The sequence below is a fragment of the Roseovarius sp. SK2 genome, from assembly GCF_028807495.1.
Taxonomy (GTDB): Bacteria; Pseudomonadota; Alphaproteobacteria; order Rhodobacterales; family Rhodobacteraceae; genus Roseovarius; species Roseovarius confluentis.
Genome location: NZ_JARAMK010000001.1, coordinates 323,026 through 342,484, shown reverse-complemented (window position 1 = coordinate 342,484; position 19,459 = coordinate 323,026). Strand labels below are relative to the sequence as shown.

Here is a 19,459-nt window from a genome sequence, read left to right as displayed (position 1 = left end):
TCAACGCGCGGCAACGGGAAAATGAGCGACACAACGCAGAAGAAACCACGTGGCAAACGCCTCAAACGGTTCGGTCTCTGGAGTGCCGGACTGATCCTTGTGCTGTGCCTGGGCCTGAGCGTTGCGGTCATGGCGATGATCGGCACGCGGGTGTCGGCGCCGGAATGGGTGCGCGAGCGCGTGACGCGCGAAGTCAACGCGGCCGTCGATGGCATATCGCTGCATTTCGGCGACATGGCCGTGGTGGTCGAGGAAGGCTGGGTGCCGCGCCTGTCGTTGCAGGATGTGATGGTACGCGACGAGACCGGCCTGCCCATTGCCAGCCTGTCGGACGTGCAGGGCACGGTCGATCTGCAGGCCCTACTGCAGGGCCAGTTGCAGCCGAGTGCCGTGCATCTGTCGGGGGCGCAGCTTACCTTTCGCCGCGATGACAGAGGCGAAGTGGGCATGACGCTGGGTGATGCCGCTGCGGCTGAACGGGAACCGGTGACCGTGGCCGGACTGGCCGAACGGCTGGACGACGTCCTGAACCGCCCGGCCTTTCACAAGCTGGCGCGGATCGAGGCCACGAACGTCTCGCTGCGCTACGAGGACGAGCGCACCGAGCGGGCTTGGACCGCCGATGGCGGCCGGCTGGATGTCACGCGCGAAGGCGACGACATCCGCCTGCGTGGGGATTTCGCCCTGATCGGCGCACGGGATTACGCCACCACGCTGGCGTTGAACTATACCGGCCGACTGGGCAACGCCGAGTCCGAGGTCGGCCTGAGTTTCGAGGACATGCCGGCACGAGACGTGGCGGGGCAGTCGCCCGCGCTGGCCTGGCTCGACGCGATAGACGCGCCGATTTCCGGCGCGTTGCGGGCGTCGGTGGACGCGGAGGGCAAGCTTGGCCCGCTCAGCGCCACGCTGCAGATCGGCGCGGGCGCGGTGAAGCCGAACGCCGCGACCGCGCCCATCGCGTTTTCTTCGGTGCGCAGTTACTTCACCTATGATCCGGCCGAGCACAGGATCCGGTTCAACGAACTGTCCATCGACAGCAAGTGGGTCAAGACCAGCGCCACGGGCCATGCCTACCTGGTTGGCATGGAAAACGGCTGGCCCAGCGAAATCCTGCTGCAGGTCGGTCTGGACGAGGTGGAGGCCAACCCGATGGACCTGTACGCCGAGGCGATCTCGCTGAATGCCGCGCGGATGGACATGCGCCTGCAACTGGATCCGTTCGTGCTGACGCTTGGTGAACTGAGTCTCAGCGATCAGGACGGTGTTCTGCGTTTCAATGGCGAGGCGCGGGCCGAGCCCGACGGCTGGGATGTGACGCTGGACGGTCACATGGACCGGATCGACCCGGACCGCCTGATGCAGCTTTGGCCCGAGCGGCTGGAGGAAAAGACCCGCGATTGGATCACCAAGAACGTCCGCGCGGCTGAACTGAAGAACATTCAGCTTGCCCTGCGCTCGCTGCCCAAGCGCAGCCCGGATTTTTTCCTGGGTTTCGATTTCGAGAAGTTCAGCACTCAGTTCATCAAGAATTTCCCGGTGATCGAGAACGCGCATGGGCACGCGTCGCTGATGGACAACCGTTTCGTGGTGTCGGCGCTGGGGGGATATGTGACCGCGCCACAGGGCGGCCGGGTCGATATCACCGGTACCAGTTTCGACATCCCCGACGTGGCGGTGAAACGGACGCCCGCGCAGGTCAATCTGCGCACGCGCAGCACGATCACCGCCGCCTTGTCGCTGCTGGACGAGCCGCCGCTGGAGTTCCTGACCAAGGCGGGGCGCGAGGTCACATTGGCCGACGGTATGGCGGAGCTGCAGGGTGTGCTCGACCTGCGCCTGCTGGACAAGCTGACGGTCGAGGACGTGGAGTTCGACATCGCCGGCACGGTGCGCGATGTGCGCAGCGAGGTGCTGGTGCCCGGACGGGTGCTGTCCGCATCGGCGCTGGAGGTGGCGCTGGCCGACGACATGCTGAGTGTCGCGGGCGCGGGACGCATCGGGCAGGTGCCGTTCGACGGGCGATTCGAGACCGACATCAGCCCGGGCGCGAACACCAGCACCGTGCGCGGCTGGATCGAACTGTCGGAGCGGTTCGCCGAGGAGTTCGGCATCGGCCTGCCACCGGGCAGCGTGACGGGTGCGGGCCGGGCCGATATGGAGATCGACTTTGAAAAGGGCGCGCCAGGGGTGTTCCGGCTAAGCTCGACGCTGGCCGGGGTCGGATTGCGCGTGCCGCAGCTTGACTGGGCGGTATCGCAGGGCGGCACTGGTCGGCTGGAGGCATCGGGGCGGCTGGGGGAGCCGCCCTCTATCGACCGGCTGGAGATTTCGGCCGCGGGGCTGAACGCCCGAGGTGCCGTCACCTTGCGCGACAGCGGACAGCTTGACCGGGCCTCGTTTTCGCAGGTTCAGGTCGGGAACTGGCTGAGCGCCCCGGTGGAACTGGTCGGGCGCGGGGCGGGCGTGACCCCGGCGGTGCGCGTGCTGGGCGGCTCCGTGGACCTGCGCCAGACTTCGCTGGGCGGCGATGGCGGTGGCGGACAGCAGCGGGCGCGGCGCGGCGGTCCGGTGTCGCTGGCGCTGGACCGGTTGCAGATTTCGGACGGGATCGCTCTGACGGATTTCCGCGCCGAGCTGGACATGTCGCGCGGCGCGGATGGCAGTTTCACCGGCAGGGTCAATGGCCTGGCGCAGATCACCGGGCGGGTCATCCCGCAAGGTGGGCGCAGCGCCTTTCGTATCCAGGCCGAAGATGCGGCAGGCGTGCTGGTATCGGCGGGGCTGATCAAGGGCGCTCGCAACGGCAAGCTGGACGTGACGCTGGTGCCGGGCAAGGGGCCGGGCATCTACGAGGGCAAGCTGACGGCCAAGGGCGCGATGCGCCTCAAGGACGCGCCGTCGATGGCGGCCCTGCTGAACGCGCTGACGGTGGTGGGCTTGCTCGAGCAGCTGGGCGGAGACGGCATCCATTTCGAGCTGCTCGAAGCGCGGTTCCAGCTTTCGCCCGATCGCGTCACCCTGTATTCGAGCAGCGCGGTGGGCGCGGCAATGGGCATCACGATGGACGGGTATTACTTCTTGGAAAGCGGGCAGATGGACATGCAGGGCGTGATTTCCCCGGTCTACGTGGTGAATGCCGTGGGCGGGCTCTTTACCCGGCGGGGCGAGGGGCTGTTCGGCTTCAACTACACGCTCAAGGGGCCGGCCCGCAGCCCGCGGGTCAGCGTGAACCCGCTGTCGGCCTTCACGCCGGGCATGTTCCGCGAGTTGTTCCGCCGTCCCGCACCGAGCCTGCCGCAATCGACGCGGCCCGCGCAGGGCGGTCCGGCGAACGAAGGCAGGCCACAGTCGCAAGCACCGCAGAGCAACTCGCGCGTGCGCGACTTCGACAATCGTGAAAACGGCCGATGAAGCTGTCGGATTTCGATTTCGACCTGCCCGAGGCGCTGATTGCGACCCGGCCCGCAAGGCCGAGACCGTCGGCGCGGTTGCTGGTGGCGCAGGGGGACAGGATCACCGATGCGCGGGTCTATGACCTCGGTCAGTACCTTCGGTCCGGCGACCGGTTGATCCTGAACAACACCAAGGTCATCCCGGCGCGGCTGTCCGGAGTGCGGCGGCGCGAGAGTGCCCAGGGAAACACCGAGGCGCGGATCGAGGTGACGCTGCTGGACGCCACGCCCGAGGGTGACTGGCAGGCCATGATCAAGCCGCTGAAGAAGCTGCGGATCGGCGAGACCGTGCGGTTCGACGCGGGGTTGGAGGCGACGCTGCTGGACAAGGAGGACGGGCAGGGCGTGCTGCGCTTCAACCTGTCCGGCGACGATTTCGACGTGGCACTGAACGCGGCGGGCGCGATGCCGTTGCCGCCCTACATCGCCAGCAAACGCGCCGCCGATGACCGCGACCGGGACGATTATCAGACCGTCTTCGCCAAGGAGACCGGCGCGGTGGCGGCCCCCACCGCAAGCCTGCATTTCGACGATGACCTTCTGGCCGGGCTGGCAGCGCAAGGTGTGGCGTTCACCGAAGTCACCCTGCATGTCGGCGCGGGAACCTTTTTGCCGGTCAAGGTCGAGGATGTGACGACGCACCGCATGCATGCCGAGTGGGGCGAGGTCAGCGAGGCCGCTGCCGCCGAAATTGCCGCCACCAAAGCGGAGGGCGGGCGGGTCATTCCGGTCGGTACCACGGCACTGCGCCTGATCGAGAGCGCCGCCCGCAATGGGACGATCACGCCCTGGCGGGGCGAGACCGATATCTTCATCTATCCCGGTTTCGAGTTTCAGGTCACCGATGCGCTGATGACAAATTTCCACCTGCCCAAAAGCACGCTGATGATGCTGGTCAGCGCCCTGATGGGGCCGGGCCGGATTAAGGATATATACACTCACGCGATCCAGAATGAGTATCGATTCTTCTCCTACGGGGATTCGTCTCTGCTGGTGCCGCAGGACGGGAGGAGGACAGAATGAAACTCAACAAGGTGCCGGGATTCGTCAGCCGCGTCATGTGGGTGGGGTTGATTACCAGCGCGGCGCTGTTGATCCTGAACTACGTGATCGCGGGGCTTGTCTGTGCATCCATCGTCTTTGCCGCCAACCTTGCTCTCAAGCGCGAGCCGGTCAAGCTATGGGTGTTTCGCGTGCTTACAGGCATGTCGAAGGAAGAGCTGGAACGCGCGACATTGGCCGATGCTCAGGCCGGAGGATCCGCCTGGGACCGTGGCACGCGCGACCCCGACGACCCGCCCGCCAGCTGAAAACCCGGCCGGGACGCGCCGCCGCGCGGGGTTTCGCGCAGGGGCGTCGTCGGTCGGCGCGGGCGCTGTTGAAACCTCCGGAAAACACTGGCAAGGCCTGCATCAGCGACGGATCGAGTCGCGATTGAGGCAGACCCGTTGTGTAACGCCCCGCTAGACGGGCACAAAGTTATTGGAGCATCCGCATGTTTTCCGTTCTTTCCAGCGCCTGGGCCCTGCTCCTGGGCATGATGCTCTTGCAGGTCGGCAACGGCATGCAAGGCACGCTTCTGGGTGTGCGCGGCCAGATGGAAGGCTTTTCCACGCTGGAAATGTCGCTGGTGATGTCGGGCTATTTCCTGGGCTTCCTGTTCGGGTCGCGCAAGGCGCCGGACATGATCCGGCGGGTGGGGCACGTGCGGGTCTTCGCGGCTCTGGCCTCGATGATTTCGGCTGTGATGATACTTTATCCGGCCTTCGCCAACCCCTGGGCCTGGGGCGTGGGGCGCGTTCTGATCGGCTTTTGCTTTTCCGGCGTGTACGTGACGGCGGAAAGCTGGCTGAACAACGCTGCCACGAACGACAATCGCGGCAAGGCGCTGTCGCTGTACATGATCGTGCAGATGGTGGGCATCGTCAGCGCGCAGGCGCTGATGCTGACCGCCGATCCCGGCGGCTTTGTTTTGTTCATCATCCCGTCGGTACTGATCTCATTGTCCTTCGCGCCCATTCTGCTGTCGATCAGCCCGACACCGGCCTTCGACACCACCAAGCCGATGACCCTGCGCGAGATCATGAAGATCTCTCCGCTGGGCTGTGTCGGCATGTTCCTTTTGGGCGGGGTCTTTGCGGCGCAGTTCGGCATGGCGGCGGTCTACGGCGCCGAAGCTGGGCTGACCGTGGGGCAGATCTCGACCTTCGTCGCGACCTTCTATGTGGGCGCGATGCTGGTGCAGTACCCGCTGGGCTGGTTGTCGGACCGGATGGACCGGCGGTTGCTGATCCTGATCGCGGCGGCGATTGCGGCGCTTGGCGCGGTGATCGGCATGGCGCTGGGCAGCGTGTTCTGGCTGTTGCTGGTGGCGGCCTTCCTCGTGGGCGGGATGTCGAACCCGCTCTATTCGTTGCTCATTGCCTACACCAACGACTTTCTCGGCTCCGACGACATGGCGGCCGCAGCAGGGGGCATGGTGTTCATCAACGGGCTGGGCGCGGTGTTCGGACCCATCATCACCGGGTGGATCATGGGGGTGATCGGGCCGAGCGGATATTTCCTGCACATCGCGACCCTGTGCACGATGATGGCGGCCTATGCGGCCTACCGTATGACGCAAAGGGCCGCACCCTCGGCGGACGACACCGAAAGCTATACCGCCGTCATGCCGAGCGCGTCGCCCATGGCGGTGACCTATGCGCAGGAAGTTGCCATGGAGGCGGCGGAGGAAAACGACGTGGATGGACAGGCCGCGTGAGACTGCACATATGCACGGCACAGGCAGGCGAATGTCACGAAAGGTTGCCATTGTTGCAATTCTTTACTGTCCCTGGGGCCGGGGATGTCGTTAACCTGTTACATATGCGTGCTGCCCACTACGGGAGGATAGGATGACAGCGCCCGAAGATATATTGAGTTTCTGGCTCGACGAGGTCGGGCCGAAGGGCTGGTACGAGGCGTCCGACAAACTGGACAAGAGCGTGCGGGACAGGTTTCTCGATGCCTATCACCGCGCCTGCGACGGCACCAACGGGCTGTGGCTGACCTATCCCAACGGGACGTTGGCCTATATCATCCTGATGGACCAGTTCCCGCGCAACATGTTCCGCGATGACGCGCAGGCCTTTGCGACCGACAAGTTCGGGCTGGCCGCGGCCAAGGCGGCGATCAACAAGGGCTGGGACACGCGTATCGACGAACCGGCGCGGCAGTTCTTCTATCTTCCGTTGATGCATTCGGAAAACCTGTGCGACCAGGATCGTTGCGTGCGCCTGATCTGCGAGCGGATGCCCGAAGGCGGCGACGACAACCTGTTGCATGCGCGCGCGCATCGCGAAGTGATCCGCAGGTTCGGCCGCTTCCCGCACCGAAACGAGGCGCTGGGCCGCACGAGTTCGGACGCCGAGAAGGCCTTCATGAAAAAGGGCGGTTACGGCAGCGTGGTGCGCGAGTTGCAGGACGCTGACGCCGCCGCCTGACGTTCCATACGCGATACCCTGGAAAACATGGACAAACCGCGCTGGCCCGTGGCATCTTGTTGCGGGCAGGCTCTGCCGCGTTGTGGTGGGCCGCAAGATAGTTTAATATCAAACTATATTTTGAAACGGACCGGGAAACGGAGCATCGCATGGCCGCGCAATCCTTTGACATGATCGTAATCGGGGCAGGGCCGGGCGGCTATGTGGCCGCAATCCGCGGCGCGCAGCTGGGCCTGAAGGTGGCCGTGGTCGAGCGCGAGCACCTGGGCGGGATATGCCTGAACTGGGGCTGCATTCCGACCAAGGCGATGCTGCGCTCGTCCGAGGTGTTTCACCTGATGCACCGGGCCAAGGAATTCGGGTTGAAGGCCGAGAAGATCGATTACGATCTTGATGCGGTGGTCAAGCGGTCGCGCGACGTGGCCAAGCAGCTGACCTCGGGCGTGGGCCACCTGATGAAGAAGAACAAGATCACGACGATCATGGGCGAGGCCAGGCTGACGGGTAAGGACAAGGTCTCGGTCAAGACCGAGAAAGGCAGCGAGGAGCTGACCGCCAAGACCATCGTTCTGGCCACCGGTGCGCGGGCGCGGGAACTGCCCGGGCTGGAGGCCGATGGCGACCTCGTGTGGACCTACAAGCACGCGCTGAAGCCGCCCCGGATGCCCAAGAAGCTGCTGGTCATCGGCTCGGGCGCGATCGGGATCGAGTTCGCCAGCTTCTACAACACGCTGGGTGCCGAGACGACCGTGGTCGAGGTGATGGACCGCATCCTGCCGGTCGAAGATGCCGAGATCGCGAAATTCGCGAAAAAGGCGTTCGAAAAGCAGGGCATGAAGATCATGGAGAAATCCACGGTCAAGCAGCTGGACCGCGCCAAGGGCAAGGTCACCGCCCACGTGGAGAAAGGCGGCAAGACCGAGAAGCTGGAGTTCGACACGGTGATTTCCGCCGTGGGGATCGTCGGCAATACCGAGAACCTCGGGCTGGAAGAACTGGGGATCAAGGTGGACCGCACGCACGTGGTGGTGGACGAATACTGCCGCACCGGCGTCGAGGGGGTCTATGCCATCGGCGATCTGGCCGGGGCGCCCTGGCTGGCGCACAAGGCGAGCCACGAGGGCGTGATGGTGGCCGAACTGGCCGCGGGCGGGCACCCGCACCCGGTGGGCCCCGACAGCATTGCGGGCTGTACGTATTGCCACCCGCAGGTGGCCAGCGTGGGCCTGACCGAGGCCAAGGCCAAGGATGCGGGCTACGACGTGAAGATCGGCAACTTCCCATTCATCGGCAACGGCAAGGCCATTGCCCTGGGCGAGGCCGAGGGCATGATCAAGACCATCTTCGACGCCAAGACCGGCGAGCTTTTGGGCGCGCACATGGTCGGCGCGGAAGTCACCGAGCTGATCCAGGGATATGTCGTGGGCCGTCAACTTGAGACCACGGAAGAAGACCTGATGCACACGGTCTTCCCGCACCCGACGCTGAGCGAGATGATGCACGAAAGCGTGCTGGACGCTTACGGGCGGGCGGTGCATTACTGAAACGAGCGCCTGCGGCGCGCTGGTTTGGATCGCGTTCGGGCCACGCAGGCCAGTGGGGGACCAGTCCCCCACACCCCCTGGGATATTTCCGGCCAGAGGAAGCAGTGCAGGGCTTTCCGCATCGGATCGCATCTGAGATGGTGCGCTTGTCGGTGACGTTGAAAGTGTAGCGGAATGGCGAGCCTCAATCGTATCGTGATGTATCAAAGTTCCCGGAAATGGTTCGAGGATATGAACCTTTCCGAGATGGAGGCGGCCGAGGTGTCGGGCAAACATGGCCGGCGTTATGAGTTCAAGAGCTATGAACGCTTCCGCTTTCCGGCCTATGACATCTGCAAGGGGCCCTATGCCGACGAGGCGGGCACCGTGCGGCAGTTCGACATCGTGCTGGCCAACCAGGTATGGGAGCATCTGGACCGGCCCTATGCCGCGACGCGCAACGTGTTGGAGATGCTGCGGCCCGGCGGGTATTTCTGGGTCGCGGTGCCGTTTTTCATCCCCTATCACGGCGATCCGGTGGATTGCTCGCGCTGGACGGCGCGGGGGCTGAAGAACCTGTTGATCGAGGCCGGGTTCCCGGAGGACAAGATCCGGTCCGAGCAATGGGGCAACCGGCTGGCCGGACTGCGGAACCTGGGCGAGGACTGGCCGCCGGAATATGACCCGGAGCGCGACAATCTGGACAATGATCCGGCCTTTCCGATCTGTTCCTGGGCGCTGGCGCAAAAATAAACTGTGGATAAAGCAGGCGCTGCTGACAGCGGGTGACCCGTGTTCGCGCTATGTTCCGTTTTTCCCCTTGGAAGAATTGGCGGCGTAAACTATCTGTCAACGGGTGAGACACCGGGGGCAGTATGGCCGAGTTGAAGAACATCGAAGTACGGGGCGCGCGCGAGCATAACCTCAAGAACATCGACGTGGACATTCCGCGCAACGAACTTGTGGTGATCACCGGCCTGTCGGGGTCGGGCAAGTCGAGCCTGGCCTTTGACACGATCTATGCCGAGGGGCAGCGGCGCTATGTCGAAAGCCTGTCGGCCTATGCGCGGCAGTTCCTGGACATGATGGAAAAGCCGGACGTGGACCATATCAGCGGTCTTTCCCCGGCGATTTCGATTGAACAAAAGACGACGTCCAAGAATCCCCGCTCGACCGTCGGCACGGTGACGGAGATCTATGACTACCTGCGGCTGCTGTTTGCACGGGTCGGCACGCCCTATTCGCCGGCCACCGGCAAGCCGATCGAGGCGCAGCAGGTGCAGGACATGGTTGACCGCGTGCTGGCGATGGAGGAGGGCACGCGCGCCTTCCTGCTGGCGCCGATCGTGCGGGACCGCAAGGGCGAGTATCGCAAGGAATTCCTTGAGCTTCGCAAGCAGGGCTTTCAGCGGGTGAAGGTGGACGGCACGTTCTACGACCTCGACGAGCCGCCGACGCTGGACAAGAAGTTCCGCCATGACATCGACGTGGTGGTCGACCGGATCGTGGTGAAGGAAGGGATCGGCACGCGGCTGGCGGACAGTTTCCGCACGGCGCTGGACCTGGCCGACGGGATCGCGATTTTCGAGACGGCGCCGAAGGAAGGCGAGCCGGAGCGGACGACATTTTCCGAGAACTTCGCTTGCCCGGTCAGTGGCTTCACCATCCCCGAGATCGAGCCGCGGCTGTTCTCGTTCAACGCGCCGTTCGGGGCCTGTCCGGACTGCGACGGGTTGGGCATGGAGCTGTTTTTTGACGAGCAACTGGTGGTGCCGGACGCGGCGCTGAAATTATATGACGGGGCGCTGGCCCCGTGGCGGAAGGGCAAGTCGCCCTATTTCCTGCAGACCATCGAGGCCATCGCGCGGCATTACGAGTTCGACGCGAACACGCCTTGGCGCGACCTGCCAGCGCATGTGAAACAGGTGTTCCTGCACGGCTCGGGCGACGAGGAAATCCAGTTCCGCTATGACGAGGGCGGGCGGGTGTACCAGGTGTCGCGCGTGTTCGAAGGCGTGATCCCCAACATGGAGCGGCGCTATCGCGAGACCGACAGCAGCTGGATCCGGGAAGAGTTCGAGCGCTACCAGAACAATCGTCCTTGTGGCACCTGCGGCGGCTATCGCCTGCGGGAAGAGGCGCTGGCGGTGAAGATCGGCAAGCCCGACGACCTGCGCCATATCGGGCAGGTGGTGCAGATGTCGATCCGCGAGGCGTTCGACTGGTGCGAGACGGTGCCCGAGGCGTTGACCGCGCAGAAGAACGAGATCGCGCGGGCGATCCTGAAGGAGATTCGCGAGCGGCTGGGGTTCCTGAATAACGTGGGGTTGGAATACCTGACGCTGAGCCGCAATGCCGGCACGCTGTCGGGCGGGGAAAGCCAGCGGATCCGGCTGGCCAGCCAGATCGGCAGCGGTCTCACCGGCGTGCTGTACGTGCTGGATGAACCCTCGATCGGGCTGCACCAACGCGATAATGGACGGTTGCTGCAAACGCTTCAGAACCTGCGCGACCAGGGCAATACGGTGATCGTCGTGGAACATGACGAAGAGGCCATTCGGACCGCCGACTACGTCTTCGACATCGGCCCCGGGGCGGGCGTGCATGGCGGCGACGTGGTCAGCCACGGCAAGCCCGAGGCGGTGGCGGCGGATAAGAATTCGATCACCGGGCAATACCTGTCGGGTGTGCGCGAAATCGCCGTTCCGGCCGAGCGGCGGAAGGGCAATGGAAAGCAGGTCAAGATCGTCAAGGCGACGGGCAACAACCTGAAGGGCGTGGATGCCGAGTTTCCGCTGGGCAAGTTCGTCTGCGTGACCGGGGTGTCGGGTGGGGGCAAGTCCACCCTGACCATCGAGACGCTGTTCAAGACGGCCTCGATGCGGCTGAACGGGGCGCGGCAGACGCCCGCGCCGTGCGAAACGATCAAGGGGCTGGAGCATCTGGACAAGGTTATCGACATCGACCAGAGGCCCATCGGGCGCACGCCGCGCTCGAACCCGGCCACCTATACCGGGGCGTTCACGCCGATCCGCGACTGGTTCGCCGGTCTGCCCGAGGCCAAGGCGCGCGGCTACAAGCCGGGGCGGTTTTCCTTCAACGTCAAGGGCGGGCGCTGCGAGGCGTGCCAGGGTGACGGTGTGATCAAGATTGAGATGCACTTTCTGCCGGACGTCTACGTCACCTGCGAGACATGCAATGGTGCGCGCTACAATCGCGAGACTCTGGAAATCCAATGGAAAGGCAAAAGCATAGCGGACGTTCTTGATATGACGGTCGAGGACGCGCAGGAGTTCTTCAAGGCGGTGCCGTCGATCCGCGAGAAGATGGATGCGCTGATGCGCGTGGGCCTGGGCTACATCAAGGTGGGCCAGCAGGCGACGACGTTGTCAGGCGGCGAGGCGCAACGCGTGAAGCTTTCAAAGGAACTGGCCAAGCGGTCCACGGGCCGGACGCTTTATATCCTCGACGAGCCGACCACGGGGTTGCATTTCGAGGACGTGAAGAAACTCTTGGAAGTCCTTCATGAACTTGTAGAAAGCGGCAATACGGTCGTGGTGATCGAGCACAACCTGGACGTGGTGAAAACCGCTGACTGGATCGTCGATATCGGCCCCGAAGGCGGCGATGGCGGCGGCGAGATCGTGGCCGTGGGCACGCCCGAGGATGTGGCCGAGGTCGAGCGCAGCCATACCGGACGTTACCTCAAGGACATGCTGGCCGCCCGCAAGGTCGCCGCTGAATGAGGCTTGCCGCTGGTGTCCTGCTTGGGCTGATGCTGCCCTGCGGGGCATGGGCGCAAACCGGACCGGAGTGTGGATTTGCAGAAGAGCCGTGTTTCTGCGGTGGGCTTTATGCCGTGCTGGAGGTTGGCGACGGCGATGCCGCATTCGAGGCCGACTTGCGGGCCCGGGCCAACGAAATGCGAGCGCGTGTGCAGGCATTTCACGGGGAAACGGCTGGAAATATGCTTTTCGACGGCTGGGTGGCAGCGTGGCGCGACCTGCCTCAGGGCACTGATGGGCAGGTTCTGCTGGCGGAGGGGCTGGCGCGGTGCGAAGGGTATGTCACCGGCGTGAGCCGGCGACCGAGCGTGTCGGTCAGCCCGTAAAAACAAGTCTTCTGAAGGGCTTGATCAACGGTCCTAATTCAGAATACGGGCCGCTGCGCCGATAAGGTCAAGCACTTCCCGGGTGTCTCGGTCGACGCGAAGCACCTGGTCGCCGACCCGGTAATACGTACCGTAGGGGTCCAGCCCGTAGCGGCCCGGATCGCGGATGACGATATAGTCACCGCGGATCACGTCCCCCCGGCGATAACCGTCATAATAATCGCGGTCCCGGTCATAGCCGGAATGCTTCTTGGCCTGGCCCGGCGGCACGCAAGGCACGGCCTTTTTCGCTAGACCGGGCGGGCAGTTGGACTTGGCGGCCACGGGGCCGGCCAAAGACACGGCGACGACGGATGCGGTCAGGATGGGTTTCCACATTGGCGTTCTCCTTTTGCTTTAGCTGATAACACATGTGCAGAGGGAGCGTTCCTCACGATCAGGTGCGCTGGCGGTTTCGTGCCGGTTGGGCCAGAGCGTAGGTGCCGGGCCGGCGAAAGGGGCGCTGCCGTCGCACCGAAACGAGGTTTCGGCGCTCCCCCGGGATATTTTTGGCCAGAGGAAGAGGCGGCTTAGCCTTCGTGCCCGCGTTTCTCGAACCGGGGCAGCATCGCGCTGAAATCGCGGCCATTGCCGTCTTCGTCCTCGACGAAACGGCGATAGAGGTCGCGGGCGGCCTGGCCGATCGGCGTGTCGGCATCGGCGGTCTCGGCGGCCTGCATGGCCAGCGTCAGGTCCTTCAGCATCAGTTCGGCGGCGAAGCCGGGCTTGTAGTCGTTGTCGGATGGCGATTGCGGACCGATGCCGGGGGCCGGGCAATAGGTGTTCATCGACCACGACGAGCCCGAGGAGGTCGAGACCACGTCGAACATCGCCTGCCGGTCAAGGCCCAGCTTGTCGGCCAGCGCGAAGGCCTCGCAGGTGACGATCATCGTGGCGCCCAAAATCATGTTGTTGCAGATCTTGGCGGCCTGTCCGTTGCCCGAGGGGCCGCAATGCACGGCCTTCTGGCCCATGATGTCGAAGAGCGGCTTGGCGGTGGCAAAGGCGCTCTCGTCTCCGCCCACCATGAAGGTCAGCGTGCCGCCCTGCGCCCCGCCGATCCCGCCCGAGACCGGCGCGTCGAGCGCCCCGAGGCCCGCCGCGTTGGCCTGGTCGGCCACGGCGCGGGCGCTGTCAACGTCGACTGTCGAGCAATCAAGCAGGACCGCGCCGGGTTTCATGGCCGGGATCACCTGGTCGGCGACGGCGCGCAGGATCTGGCCATTGGGCAGCATGGTGATGACCACGTCCGCGTCGCTCGCGGCGTCGGTGGCGGACGTGGCGACGGACACGCCTTCGGCAGTTGTGCCCGCGGTATCAAAGCCCGCCACGTCATGGCCGGCGGCGGCGAGGTTCGCGGCCATCGGCGCGCCCATGTTGCCCAGCCCGATAAATCCGATCTTCATGTCAGTCCCCCCTGTTTCAGGCGTTGAATGTCATCTTGTGCTCGCCCAAAGGCAAGAGCATCTGAGTGGCCGCCATCGTGGGCGGTTTGTCCAGGGCATGCTGCCAGTTAGGGCTGCGGTCCTTGTCGATCACGGCGGCGCGGATGCCTTCCAGAAAATCGCCTTGTTCCATGGCGCGGAAGGTGAAGCGGTACTCCAATTCCAGCGCGCGGCGGATATCGGCTGCGGGCCCGCGCAAGCGGTGCAGGAGTTCCACGGCGCAGGCCATGGAGAGGGGCGAGTTGCGGCCCATGGCCTTGAGCGCGTCGGCGGCAAACGCGCTTTCGGACGCCTTGAGCGCATTGACGATGGATTGCAGGTCTTCGCCGGCGAAATGGGCGTCGATATCCGCTTGAAGCTCGCGCATCGCGCCTTGCGGGGGCGTCTCGCTGGCGGTGTCGATCTGGGCCGGATCGCCGGTTTCTTCCAACCGCTCGATGAGGGCAGGCCACGCGTCCTGCGGGATGAAGGTGTCGGCGAACCCTGCATAAATCGCGTCGGCAGGTCCCATGCGGGAGGTGGTCAGGCCAAGATATTCACCAAGCCGGCCCGGCGCGTTTGCCAGGATCAGCGAGCCGCCGACGTCGGGCACGAGGCCGATGCCGCATTCCGGCATGGCGATCTGGCTGCTGTCGCAGACGATCCGGTGCGACCCGTGGCAGGAAATGCCGACGCCGCCACCCATGGTGAAGCCCTGCATGAAGGCGACATAGGGCTTGGGATATTCGGCAACCTTGGCGTTCAGGCGGTATTCGTCGCGCCAGAAGGTCTGCCCATAGGCGAAATCACCCGCGCGTCCGGTGTCGTAAAGCTGCTGGATGTCGCCGCCCGCGCAGAAGGCCTTGTCGCCCTCCGCGTCGATGATCACGAGCGCGACGTCGTCATCGGAGGCCCAATTGTCCAGCGCCGCCTCGATGGCCAAGCACATGTCGTAGGACATGGCGTTGAGCGCCTTGGGGCGGGTGAGGGTGATGCGACCCGCGCGGCCTGTTTTGCGGATGGAGATGTCGGTCATTGTTCCGCCAGCATGTGCCGCGCCACGATCAGGCGCATGATCTCATTGGTGCCTTCGAGGATCTCGTGCACGCGCAGGTCGCGGACCAGCTTTTCGATGCCGTAATCGGCGAGGTAGCCGTAGCCGCCGTGCAGTTGCAGGCACTGGTTCACGATGCGGCTGCCGGCCTCGGTGACGAATTTCTTGGCCATCGCGCAGTATTTTGTCGCGTCGGGCGCCTTGGTGTCCAGCTTCCACGCGGCCTGGCGCAGGAAGACGCGGGCGGCCTGCAACTCGATCTCCAGGTCGGCGAGGCGGAATTGCAGGGCCTGGAACTGGTCGATACTTTGCCCGAAGGCCTTGCGCTCGCGCATGTAGGCCTTGGTCATGTCGAGCGCCTGTTGTGCAGCCCCCAATGAGCAGGCGGAAATGTTGAGGCGGCCGCCGTCAAGCCCGGCCATGGCATAGCTGAACCCTTTGCCTTCTTCGCCCACGAGGTTCTCGGCTGGGATGGTGCAATCGTCAAACTGCACCTGAGCCGTGGGTTGGCTGCGCCAGCCCATCTTGTCTTCCAGCCCGCCGAAAGAGAGGCCGGGCGTGCCGTCCTCGACATAGACGGTGGAGATGCCCCTGGGCCCATCCTCGCCGGTGCGGACCATGCAGACATAGGCATCAGAATAACCGCCGCCGGAGATGAACGCCTTGGTGCCGTTGAGCGTGTAGCCATCGTTGGTGCGTGCGGCGCGGGTTTTCAGCGCGGCGGCGTCCGAGCCGGAGCCGGGTTCGGTCAGGCAGTAGGAGAGCACCGTCTTCATCGGGATCACGTCGGGCAGGACGCGGGCCTTGAAGGCGTCGCTGGCGAAATTGTCGATCATCCGGGCGCACATGTTGTGGATCGACAGGAAGGCGGCGACGGAGGGACAGGCCATGCTGAGCGCCTCGAACACCAGCGTCGCGTCGAGACGGGAAAGGCCCGCGCCGCCGGACTCTTCGCTGACGTAAAGCCCGCCGAAGCCCAGCTCGCCCACCTGCGGCCACAGCTCTTTCGGGATGGTGCCCTGCGTCTCCCAGTCGCGGGCATGAGGCGCGATGGCGTCCTGTCCGAAGGCATGGGCCATGTCGAAAATGGCGGTCTGTTCCTCGCTGAGCGCGAAATCCATCGCGGGGTCCTCCTCGTCGTACCCGGTTGGGTAATTGAACGTGTGTTTAATTAACCTTTTCGCAGCGGCGTCGCAAGCCGCGATGACGGCCCGCACTCAGCTTGAAGAACCAGCGCCACCGATACAAGTGCGGATGCCCGAGGGATGTGCCGCGCAGTCCGCACCCCTAAAAAGAAAAAAGCGCCGCACCTTGGGTGCAGCGCCTTTGCGTTTAATCATGGGAGGGCCCGATCAGAGCACCAGCACCTTCGTGCCGACGGCTGTCTTGGCGAACAGCTCGGCAATATGCTCGTTGTACAGGCCGATGCAGCCCGAGGACGACCGGCGGCCGATCTTGCGCGTATCATGCGTACCGTGGATCAGGTAAGCGGGCCAGGCAAGGTACATTGCGTGGGTGCCCAAAGGGTTGCCCGGTCCGGCATCCATGAAATCGGGCAGGCTTGGGTCGCGCTCCTTCATGCTCTCGGTCGGCGTCCAGGTGGGCCCGACTTTCTTGCGCACGATCTCGGTATAGCCGCGGCGGGTCAGTTCGTCGGTCATCGGCACGGAGGACGGATAGAGCGAGTAAACGCCATCCGAGTTCCAGTGGTGCACGGCACGGCTGTTGATGTCGCAGACGATACGGCCCGCGCCGAGGCTGTCGAAATAGTCGTTCCAGTCGCGGGTGGTGAAAGACGACGCGTTGCGCTTGACCGAAGACGACAAAGGCGAATTGTCCTGCGCCAGCAGCAGGGACGGGGTGGCAAGGGTGGCGGCGGCGCCCAGAAGCGTGGCGCGGCGCGTGAAGCGTGTCTTTGACATTGGATTGCTCCGTGTACGAGAATTTTCGTTCTATTTAACTGGATCGACAGAAAGGTTAAGGGAAAACCCGCGCGATTTTGCCGCCTCACGCAGGTTTGAAGAGGCGGGCCGGCGATAAGGCGCCGATCCGTGCATTCGGGTCACAGGTCGGCGTGAAATTCTTCGACAAGGTGGCTGACGACGGCGCGAAGGGCGGCGTCCCGTTCGGCGCCGCCGTCCTTTGCCGTGTCGAAGGCCCGGCGCTGGCGAGTCGAGGAGGTGCCGGTGCGCATCACCTCGCGCATGGTCTCGACCTCCGTAATGCAGGCGAAATAGCGGGCGTCTTCCTCGATCAGTTCCAGCAGTTCCTCGGCCAGTTCCGCGACGGGCACGATCGCGCCGCGGCCGAAATCTATCAACCCTTCGCGCGTGCCGTAGCGTTGCGCGCGCCAGCGGTTTTCGTTCACCAGGAAAGGGTCATAGATGCGCCAGCGCTGGTTGCGCGTGGCCAGCCGCCACAGCATCCGCGTGATGCATTGCGTCAGCGCGGCCAGCATCAGCGTGTGTTCTAGCCGGGGTTGCACGTCGCAGATCCGGGACTCGATGGTGGGAAACTTTGACGACGGGCGCAGATCCCACCAGATCTTGCTGGCATCCTCGATCACGCCCAGATCGGTCAGCGACCCGACCGAGCGTTCGAATTCGGCGAAACTTTCCATGCGCGGGGGCAGGCCGGTGCGCGGCAGGTTGTCGAAGACCGTCAGGCGGTAGCTGTCCAGCCCGGTGTCATGTCCCTGCCAGAAGGGCGACGAGGTGGACAGCGCCAGCATGTGCGGCAGGAAATAGGTCAACTGGTTCATCAGGTCGACGCGGCGGTCCGGGTCCTCGATGCCGACATGGACGTGCATCCCGCAGATCAGCATCCGTTGAACGACGCCCGCGAGGTCGTTGCTCAGCGTGTTGTAGCGGTCCTTGTCGGTGTGCGGCTGGTTGCGCCAGTCGGAAAACGGGTGGCAGGAGGCGGCGATAGGCACCAGATTGTGCGTGGCGGCGTGTTTCGACACGGTACTGCGCAGGCGCTTGAGGTCCTCGCGCGCCTCGGAGACGTCCTTGCAGACCTTGGTGCCGATCTCGATCTGGCATTTCAGGAATTCGGGCGCGACCTGATCCTGCAATTCCTCGGCGCAGGCATCCATCATCTCGGACGGCGCCTCTGCCAGGTCGAGGCTGTCACGGTCCACCAGCAGGTATTCCTCCTCGATGCCGATGGTGAAATCGGGGCCGTCTGGGGTCATGGCTGCCCTCCCTGTGGGATAATACCAGCAGGAATGGGGCCGGTTTGGCAAGCTTTTGCTGCGCGCCGGTGCGGTGTCGGGCCCTGTCAGGCGTTCATCGCCTCCTTGGCCGAGGCAACCAGTGCCTTCAGCCTGGCCCCGGCATCGCCCGACGGCGCCATGGCCGCGCTTTGCCCGTAAAGGGAAAACTGATGTGCCGGGCCGTCCGCCTCCAGCAGCGGGCGGCTGTAATGGTACATCAGCGGGAAGGGCGCGGCGTCCACCTGCGCCATCGCGTCGATCCATTTCGTGCGGTGCGCCCGCGCAGGGCGGCCAGAGCCCGCCCGCGTGACCCGCGTGCTTTCATCGGTGCCCATCTCCACCGCCTCGGGGTGATAGGGCTTTCTGGTGGCCTCGTCCGCCGTGATGAAGGCGGTGCCGATCTGCACGCCCGATGCGCCGAGGGCAAAGGCGGCGGCAATGCCGCGCCCGTCTGCGATGCCGCCGGCCGCGATCACGGGCACGTCCACTGCGTCCACGACCTGCGGCAGCAGTGAGAAAAGTCCCACCTGCGCATCGTTCTCCAGTTCGAGGAACAGGCCCCGGTGCCCGCCCGATTCCCAGCCTTGCGCGATGATCGCATCCACGCCCCGGTCGGCCAGCCAGCGGGCCTCGGCCACGGTGGTGGCCGAACACAGGATCTTGCAGCCCTTGTCCTTCAGCGCCGCCACGGCCTCGACCACGGGCAGACCGAAGTGAAAGCTGACCACCGCCGGCGGCCGCGCCAACAGGCAGTCCAGCTGCGCTGCGCCGAAGGGCTGGAACGACGGGGTCGGCAAGCCTTCCGGCAGGGTCGCCCCGGTCGCCTCGTAATGGGGGCGCATGGCTTCGATCAGTGCAACGTGATGGTCCTCGGTGATGTCTTCGGGTTCGTGGCAGAAGAAATTCAGGTTCACCGACCGGTTCGTGGCGCCCGCCAACGCCTCCATATCCTCGGTCAGCTTTTCCGGTGACAGCGTCGCACAGCCGTGCGAGCCAAGCCCGCCCGCGTTCGACACCGCCGCCACCATGGCCGGGGTGGTGGTGCCCGCCATCGGGGCCTGGATGATGGGATGCTCTATCCCCAGAAGCTCGCAAAGCCGCGTGTCGGGCCACATCGGTCTATCCTCCATGAACGAAACCGGGCCGCAACGGTG

16 protein-coding genes are annotated in these 19,459 nt (G+C 64.6%); 9 read left to right on the top strand and 7 right to left on the bottom strand.

Annotated elements, in window-relative coordinates:
- The first annotated feature begins 21 nt into the window (after nucleotides 1–21).
- From PVV74_RS01645 to PVV74_RS01605, 9 genes are all read left to right on the top strand, one after another.
- A complete protein-coding gene (locus PVV74_RS01645) occupies nucleotides 22–3,414 on the top strand; it encodes a YhdP family protein (protein ID WP_274592005.1) in 3,393 nt (1,130 codons plus the stop codon).
- Complete coding sequence (gene queA, locus PVV74_RS01640) at nucleotides 3,411–4,478, top strand: tRNA preQ1(34) S-adenosylmethionine ribosyltransferase-isomerase QueA (protein ID WP_274592004.1); 1,068 nt, start codon at nucleotides 3,411–3,413, stop codon at nucleotides 4,476–4,478. The genes PVV74_RS01645 and queA overlap by 4 nt, the downstream gene beginning before the upstream one ends.
- Nucleotides 4,475–4,765 carry a hypothetical protein gene (locus tag PVV74_RS01635; RefSeq protein WP_274592003.1) on the top strand — a complete coding sequence of 97 codons (291 nt, stop codon included), beginning with the start codon at nucleotides 4,475–4,477 and terminating at the stop codon, nucleotides 4,763–4,765. Before queA ends, PVV74_RS01635 begins: the two co-directional genes overlap by 4 nt.
- Before the next feature lie 185 nt (nucleotides 4,766–4,950).
- Nucleotides 4,951–6,216: an MFS transporter gene (locus PVV74_RS01630; protein ID WP_103761457.1), complete on the top strand. Its 1,266-nt coding sequence runs from the start codon at nucleotides 4,951–4,953 to the stop codon at nucleotides 6,214–6,216.
- A gap of 133 nt (nucleotides 6,217–6,349) precedes the next feature.
- Nucleotides 6,350–6,937 carry a DUF924 family protein gene (locus PVV74_RS01625; protein ID WP_103761456.1) on the top strand — a complete coding sequence of 196 codons (588 nt, stop codon included), beginning with the start codon at nucleotides 6,350–6,352 and terminating at the stop codon, nucleotides 6,935–6,937.
- Between the two features lie 149 nt (nucleotides 6,938–7,086).
- Complete coding sequence (gene lpdA, locus PVV74_RS01620) at nucleotides 7,087–8,481, top strand: dihydrolipoyl dehydrogenase (protein ID WP_274592002.1); 1,395 nt, start codon at nucleotides 7,087–7,089, stop codon at nucleotides 8,479–8,481.
- A 174-nt stretch (nucleotides 8,482–8,655) separates the two neighbouring features.
- Nucleotides 8,656–9,213, top strand: coding sequence for a class I SAM-dependent methyltransferase (locus PVV74_RS01615; protein WP_274592001.1), 558 nt, complete (start codon nucleotides 8,656–8,658; stop codon nucleotides 9,211–9,213).
- Nucleotides 9,214–9,335: 122 nt separating this feature from the next.
- Nucleotides 9,336–12,206 carry an excinuclease ABC subunit UvrA gene (uvrA, locus tag PVV74_RS01610; RefSeq protein WP_103761453.1) on the top strand — a complete coding sequence of 957 codons (2,871 nt, stop codon included), beginning with the start codon at nucleotides 9,336–9,338 and terminating at the stop codon, nucleotides 12,204–12,206.
- Nucleotides 12,203–12,571: a hypothetical protein gene (locus PVV74_RS01605; RefSeq protein WP_274592000.1), complete on the top strand. Its 369-nt coding sequence runs from the start codon at nucleotides 12,203–12,205 to the stop codon at nucleotides 12,569–12,571. The genes uvrA and PVV74_RS01605 overlap by 4 nt, the downstream gene beginning before the upstream one ends.
- A gap of 33 nt (nucleotides 12,572–12,604) precedes the next feature.
- On the opposite strand, the gene PVV74_RS01600 is transcribed toward PVV74_RS01605, so the two are convergent.
- The 7 genes from PVV74_RS01600 to PVV74_RS01570 form a co-directional block, all read right to left on the bottom strand.
- Entirely contained in the window at nucleotides 12,605–12,949 is a 345-nt protein-coding gene (locus PVV74_RS01600; protein WP_103761451.1) for an excinuclease ABC subunit A, read from the bottom strand.
- Between the two features lie 191 nt (nucleotides 12,950–13,140).
- A complete protein-coding gene (gene mmsB, locus PVV74_RS01595) occupies nucleotides 13,141–14,016 on the bottom strand; it encodes a 3-hydroxyisobutyrate dehydrogenase (protein WP_274591999.1) in 876 nt (291 codons plus the stop codon).
- 16 nt (nucleotides 14,017–14,032) lie between these two features.
- Nucleotides 14,033–15,070 carry an enoyl-CoA hydratase/isomerase family protein gene (locus PVV74_RS01590; protein ID WP_274591998.1) on the bottom strand — a complete coding sequence of 346 codons (1,038 nt, stop codon included), beginning with the start codon at nucleotides 15,068–15,070 and terminating at the stop codon, nucleotides 14,033–14,035.
- A complete protein-coding gene (locus PVV74_RS01585) occupies nucleotides 15,067–16,209 on the bottom strand; it encodes an acyl-CoA dehydrogenase family protein (RefSeq protein ID WP_103761448.1) in 1,143 nt (380 codons plus the stop codon). The genes PVV74_RS01590 and PVV74_RS01585 overlap by 4 nt, the downstream gene beginning before the upstream one ends.
- Before the next feature lie 231 nt (nucleotides 16,210–16,440).
- The gene (locus PVV74_RS01580; protein ID WP_103761447.1) at nucleotides 16,441–17,010 is read right to left on the bottom strand and encodes a L,D-transpeptidase; all 570 of its coding nucleotides are present in this window, start codon (nucleotides 17,008–17,010) and stop codon (nucleotides 16,441–16,443) included.
- A 140-nt stretch (nucleotides 17,011–17,150) separates the two neighbouring features.
- A complete protein-coding gene (locus PVV74_RS01575) occupies nucleotides 17,151–18,284 on the bottom strand; it encodes a carboxylate-amine ligase (RefSeq protein WP_274591997.1) in 1,134 nt (377 codons plus the stop codon).
- 86 nt (nucleotides 18,285–18,370) lie between these two features.
- Complete coding sequence (locus tag PVV74_RS01570) at nucleotides 18,371–19,420, bottom strand: NAD(P)H-dependent flavin oxidoreductase (protein WP_274591996.1); 1,050 nt, start codon at nucleotides 19,418–19,420, stop codon at nucleotides 18,371–18,373.
- Nucleotides 19,421–19,459 lie beyond the last annotated feature (39 nt).

What these genes read in the sequence shown, in the direction of transcription:
- PVV74_RS01575 (WP_274591997.1), bottom strand. Translation starts at nt 18,284, where the DNA reads ATGACCCCAGACGGCCCCGATTTCACCATCGGCATCGAGGAGGAATAC.
- PVV74_RS01605 (WP_274592000.1), top strand. Translation starts at nt 12,203, where the DNA reads ATGAGGCTTGCCGCTGGTGTCCTGCTTGGGCTGATGCTGCCCTGCGGG.
- PVV74_RS01600 (WP_103761451.1), bottom strand. Translation starts at nt 12,949, where the DNA reads ATGTGGAAACCCATCCTGACCGCATCCGTCGTCGCCGTGTCTTTGGCC.
- PVV74_RS01580 (WP_103761447.1), bottom strand. Translation starts at nt 17,010, where the DNA reads ATGTCAAAGACACGCTTCACGCGCCGCGCCACGCTTCTGGGCGCCGCC.
- PVV74_RS01625 (WP_103761456.1), top strand. Translation starts at nt 6,350, where the DNA reads ATGACAGCGCCCGAAGATATATTGAGTTTCTGGCTCGACGAGGTCGGG.
- PVV74_RS01630 (WP_103761457.1), top strand. Translation starts at nt 4,951, where the DNA reads ATGTTTTCCGTTCTTTCCAGCGCCTGGGCCCTGCTCCTGGGCATGATG.
- PVV74_RS01635 (WP_274592003.1), top strand. Translation starts at nt 4,475, where the DNA reads ATGAAACTCAACAAGGTGCCGGGATTCGTCAGCCGCGTCATGTGGGTG.
- PVV74_RS01585 (WP_103761448.1), bottom strand. Translation starts at nt 16,209, where the DNA reads ATGGATTTCGCGCTCAGCGAGGAACAGACCGCCATTTTCGACATGGCC.
- uvrA (WP_103761453.1), top strand. Translation starts at nt 9,336, where the DNA reads ATGGCCGAGTTGAAGAACATCGAAGTACGGGGCGCGCGCGAGCATAAC.
- PVV74_RS01590 (WP_274591998.1), bottom strand. Translation starts at nt 15,070, where the DNA reads ATGACCGACATCTCCATCCGCAAAACAGGCCGCGCGGGTCGCATCACC.
- queA (WP_274592004.1), top strand. Translation starts at nt 3,411, where the DNA reads ATGAAGCTGTCGGATTTCGATTTCGACCTGCCCGAGGCGCTGATTGCG.
- lpdA (WP_274592002.1), top strand. Translation starts at nt 7,087, where the DNA reads ATGGCCGCGCAATCCTTTGACATGATCGTAATCGGGGCAGGGCCGGGC.
- mmsB (WP_274591999.1), bottom strand. Translation starts at nt 14,016, where the DNA reads ATGAAGATCGGATTTATCGGGCTGGGCAACATGGGCGCGCCGATGGCC.
- PVV74_RS01615 (WP_274592001.1), top strand. Translation starts at nt 8,656, where the DNA reads ATGGCGAGCCTCAATCGTATCGTGATGTATCAAAGTTCCCGGAAATGG.
- PVV74_RS01645 (WP_274592005.1), top strand. Translation starts at nt 22, where the DNA reads ATGAGCGACACAACGCAGAAGAAACCACGTGGCAAACGCCTCAAACGG.
- PVV74_RS01570 (WP_274591996.1), bottom strand. Translation starts at nt 19,420, where the DNA reads ATGTGGCCCGACACGCGGCTTTGCGAGCTTCTGGGGATAGAGCATCCC.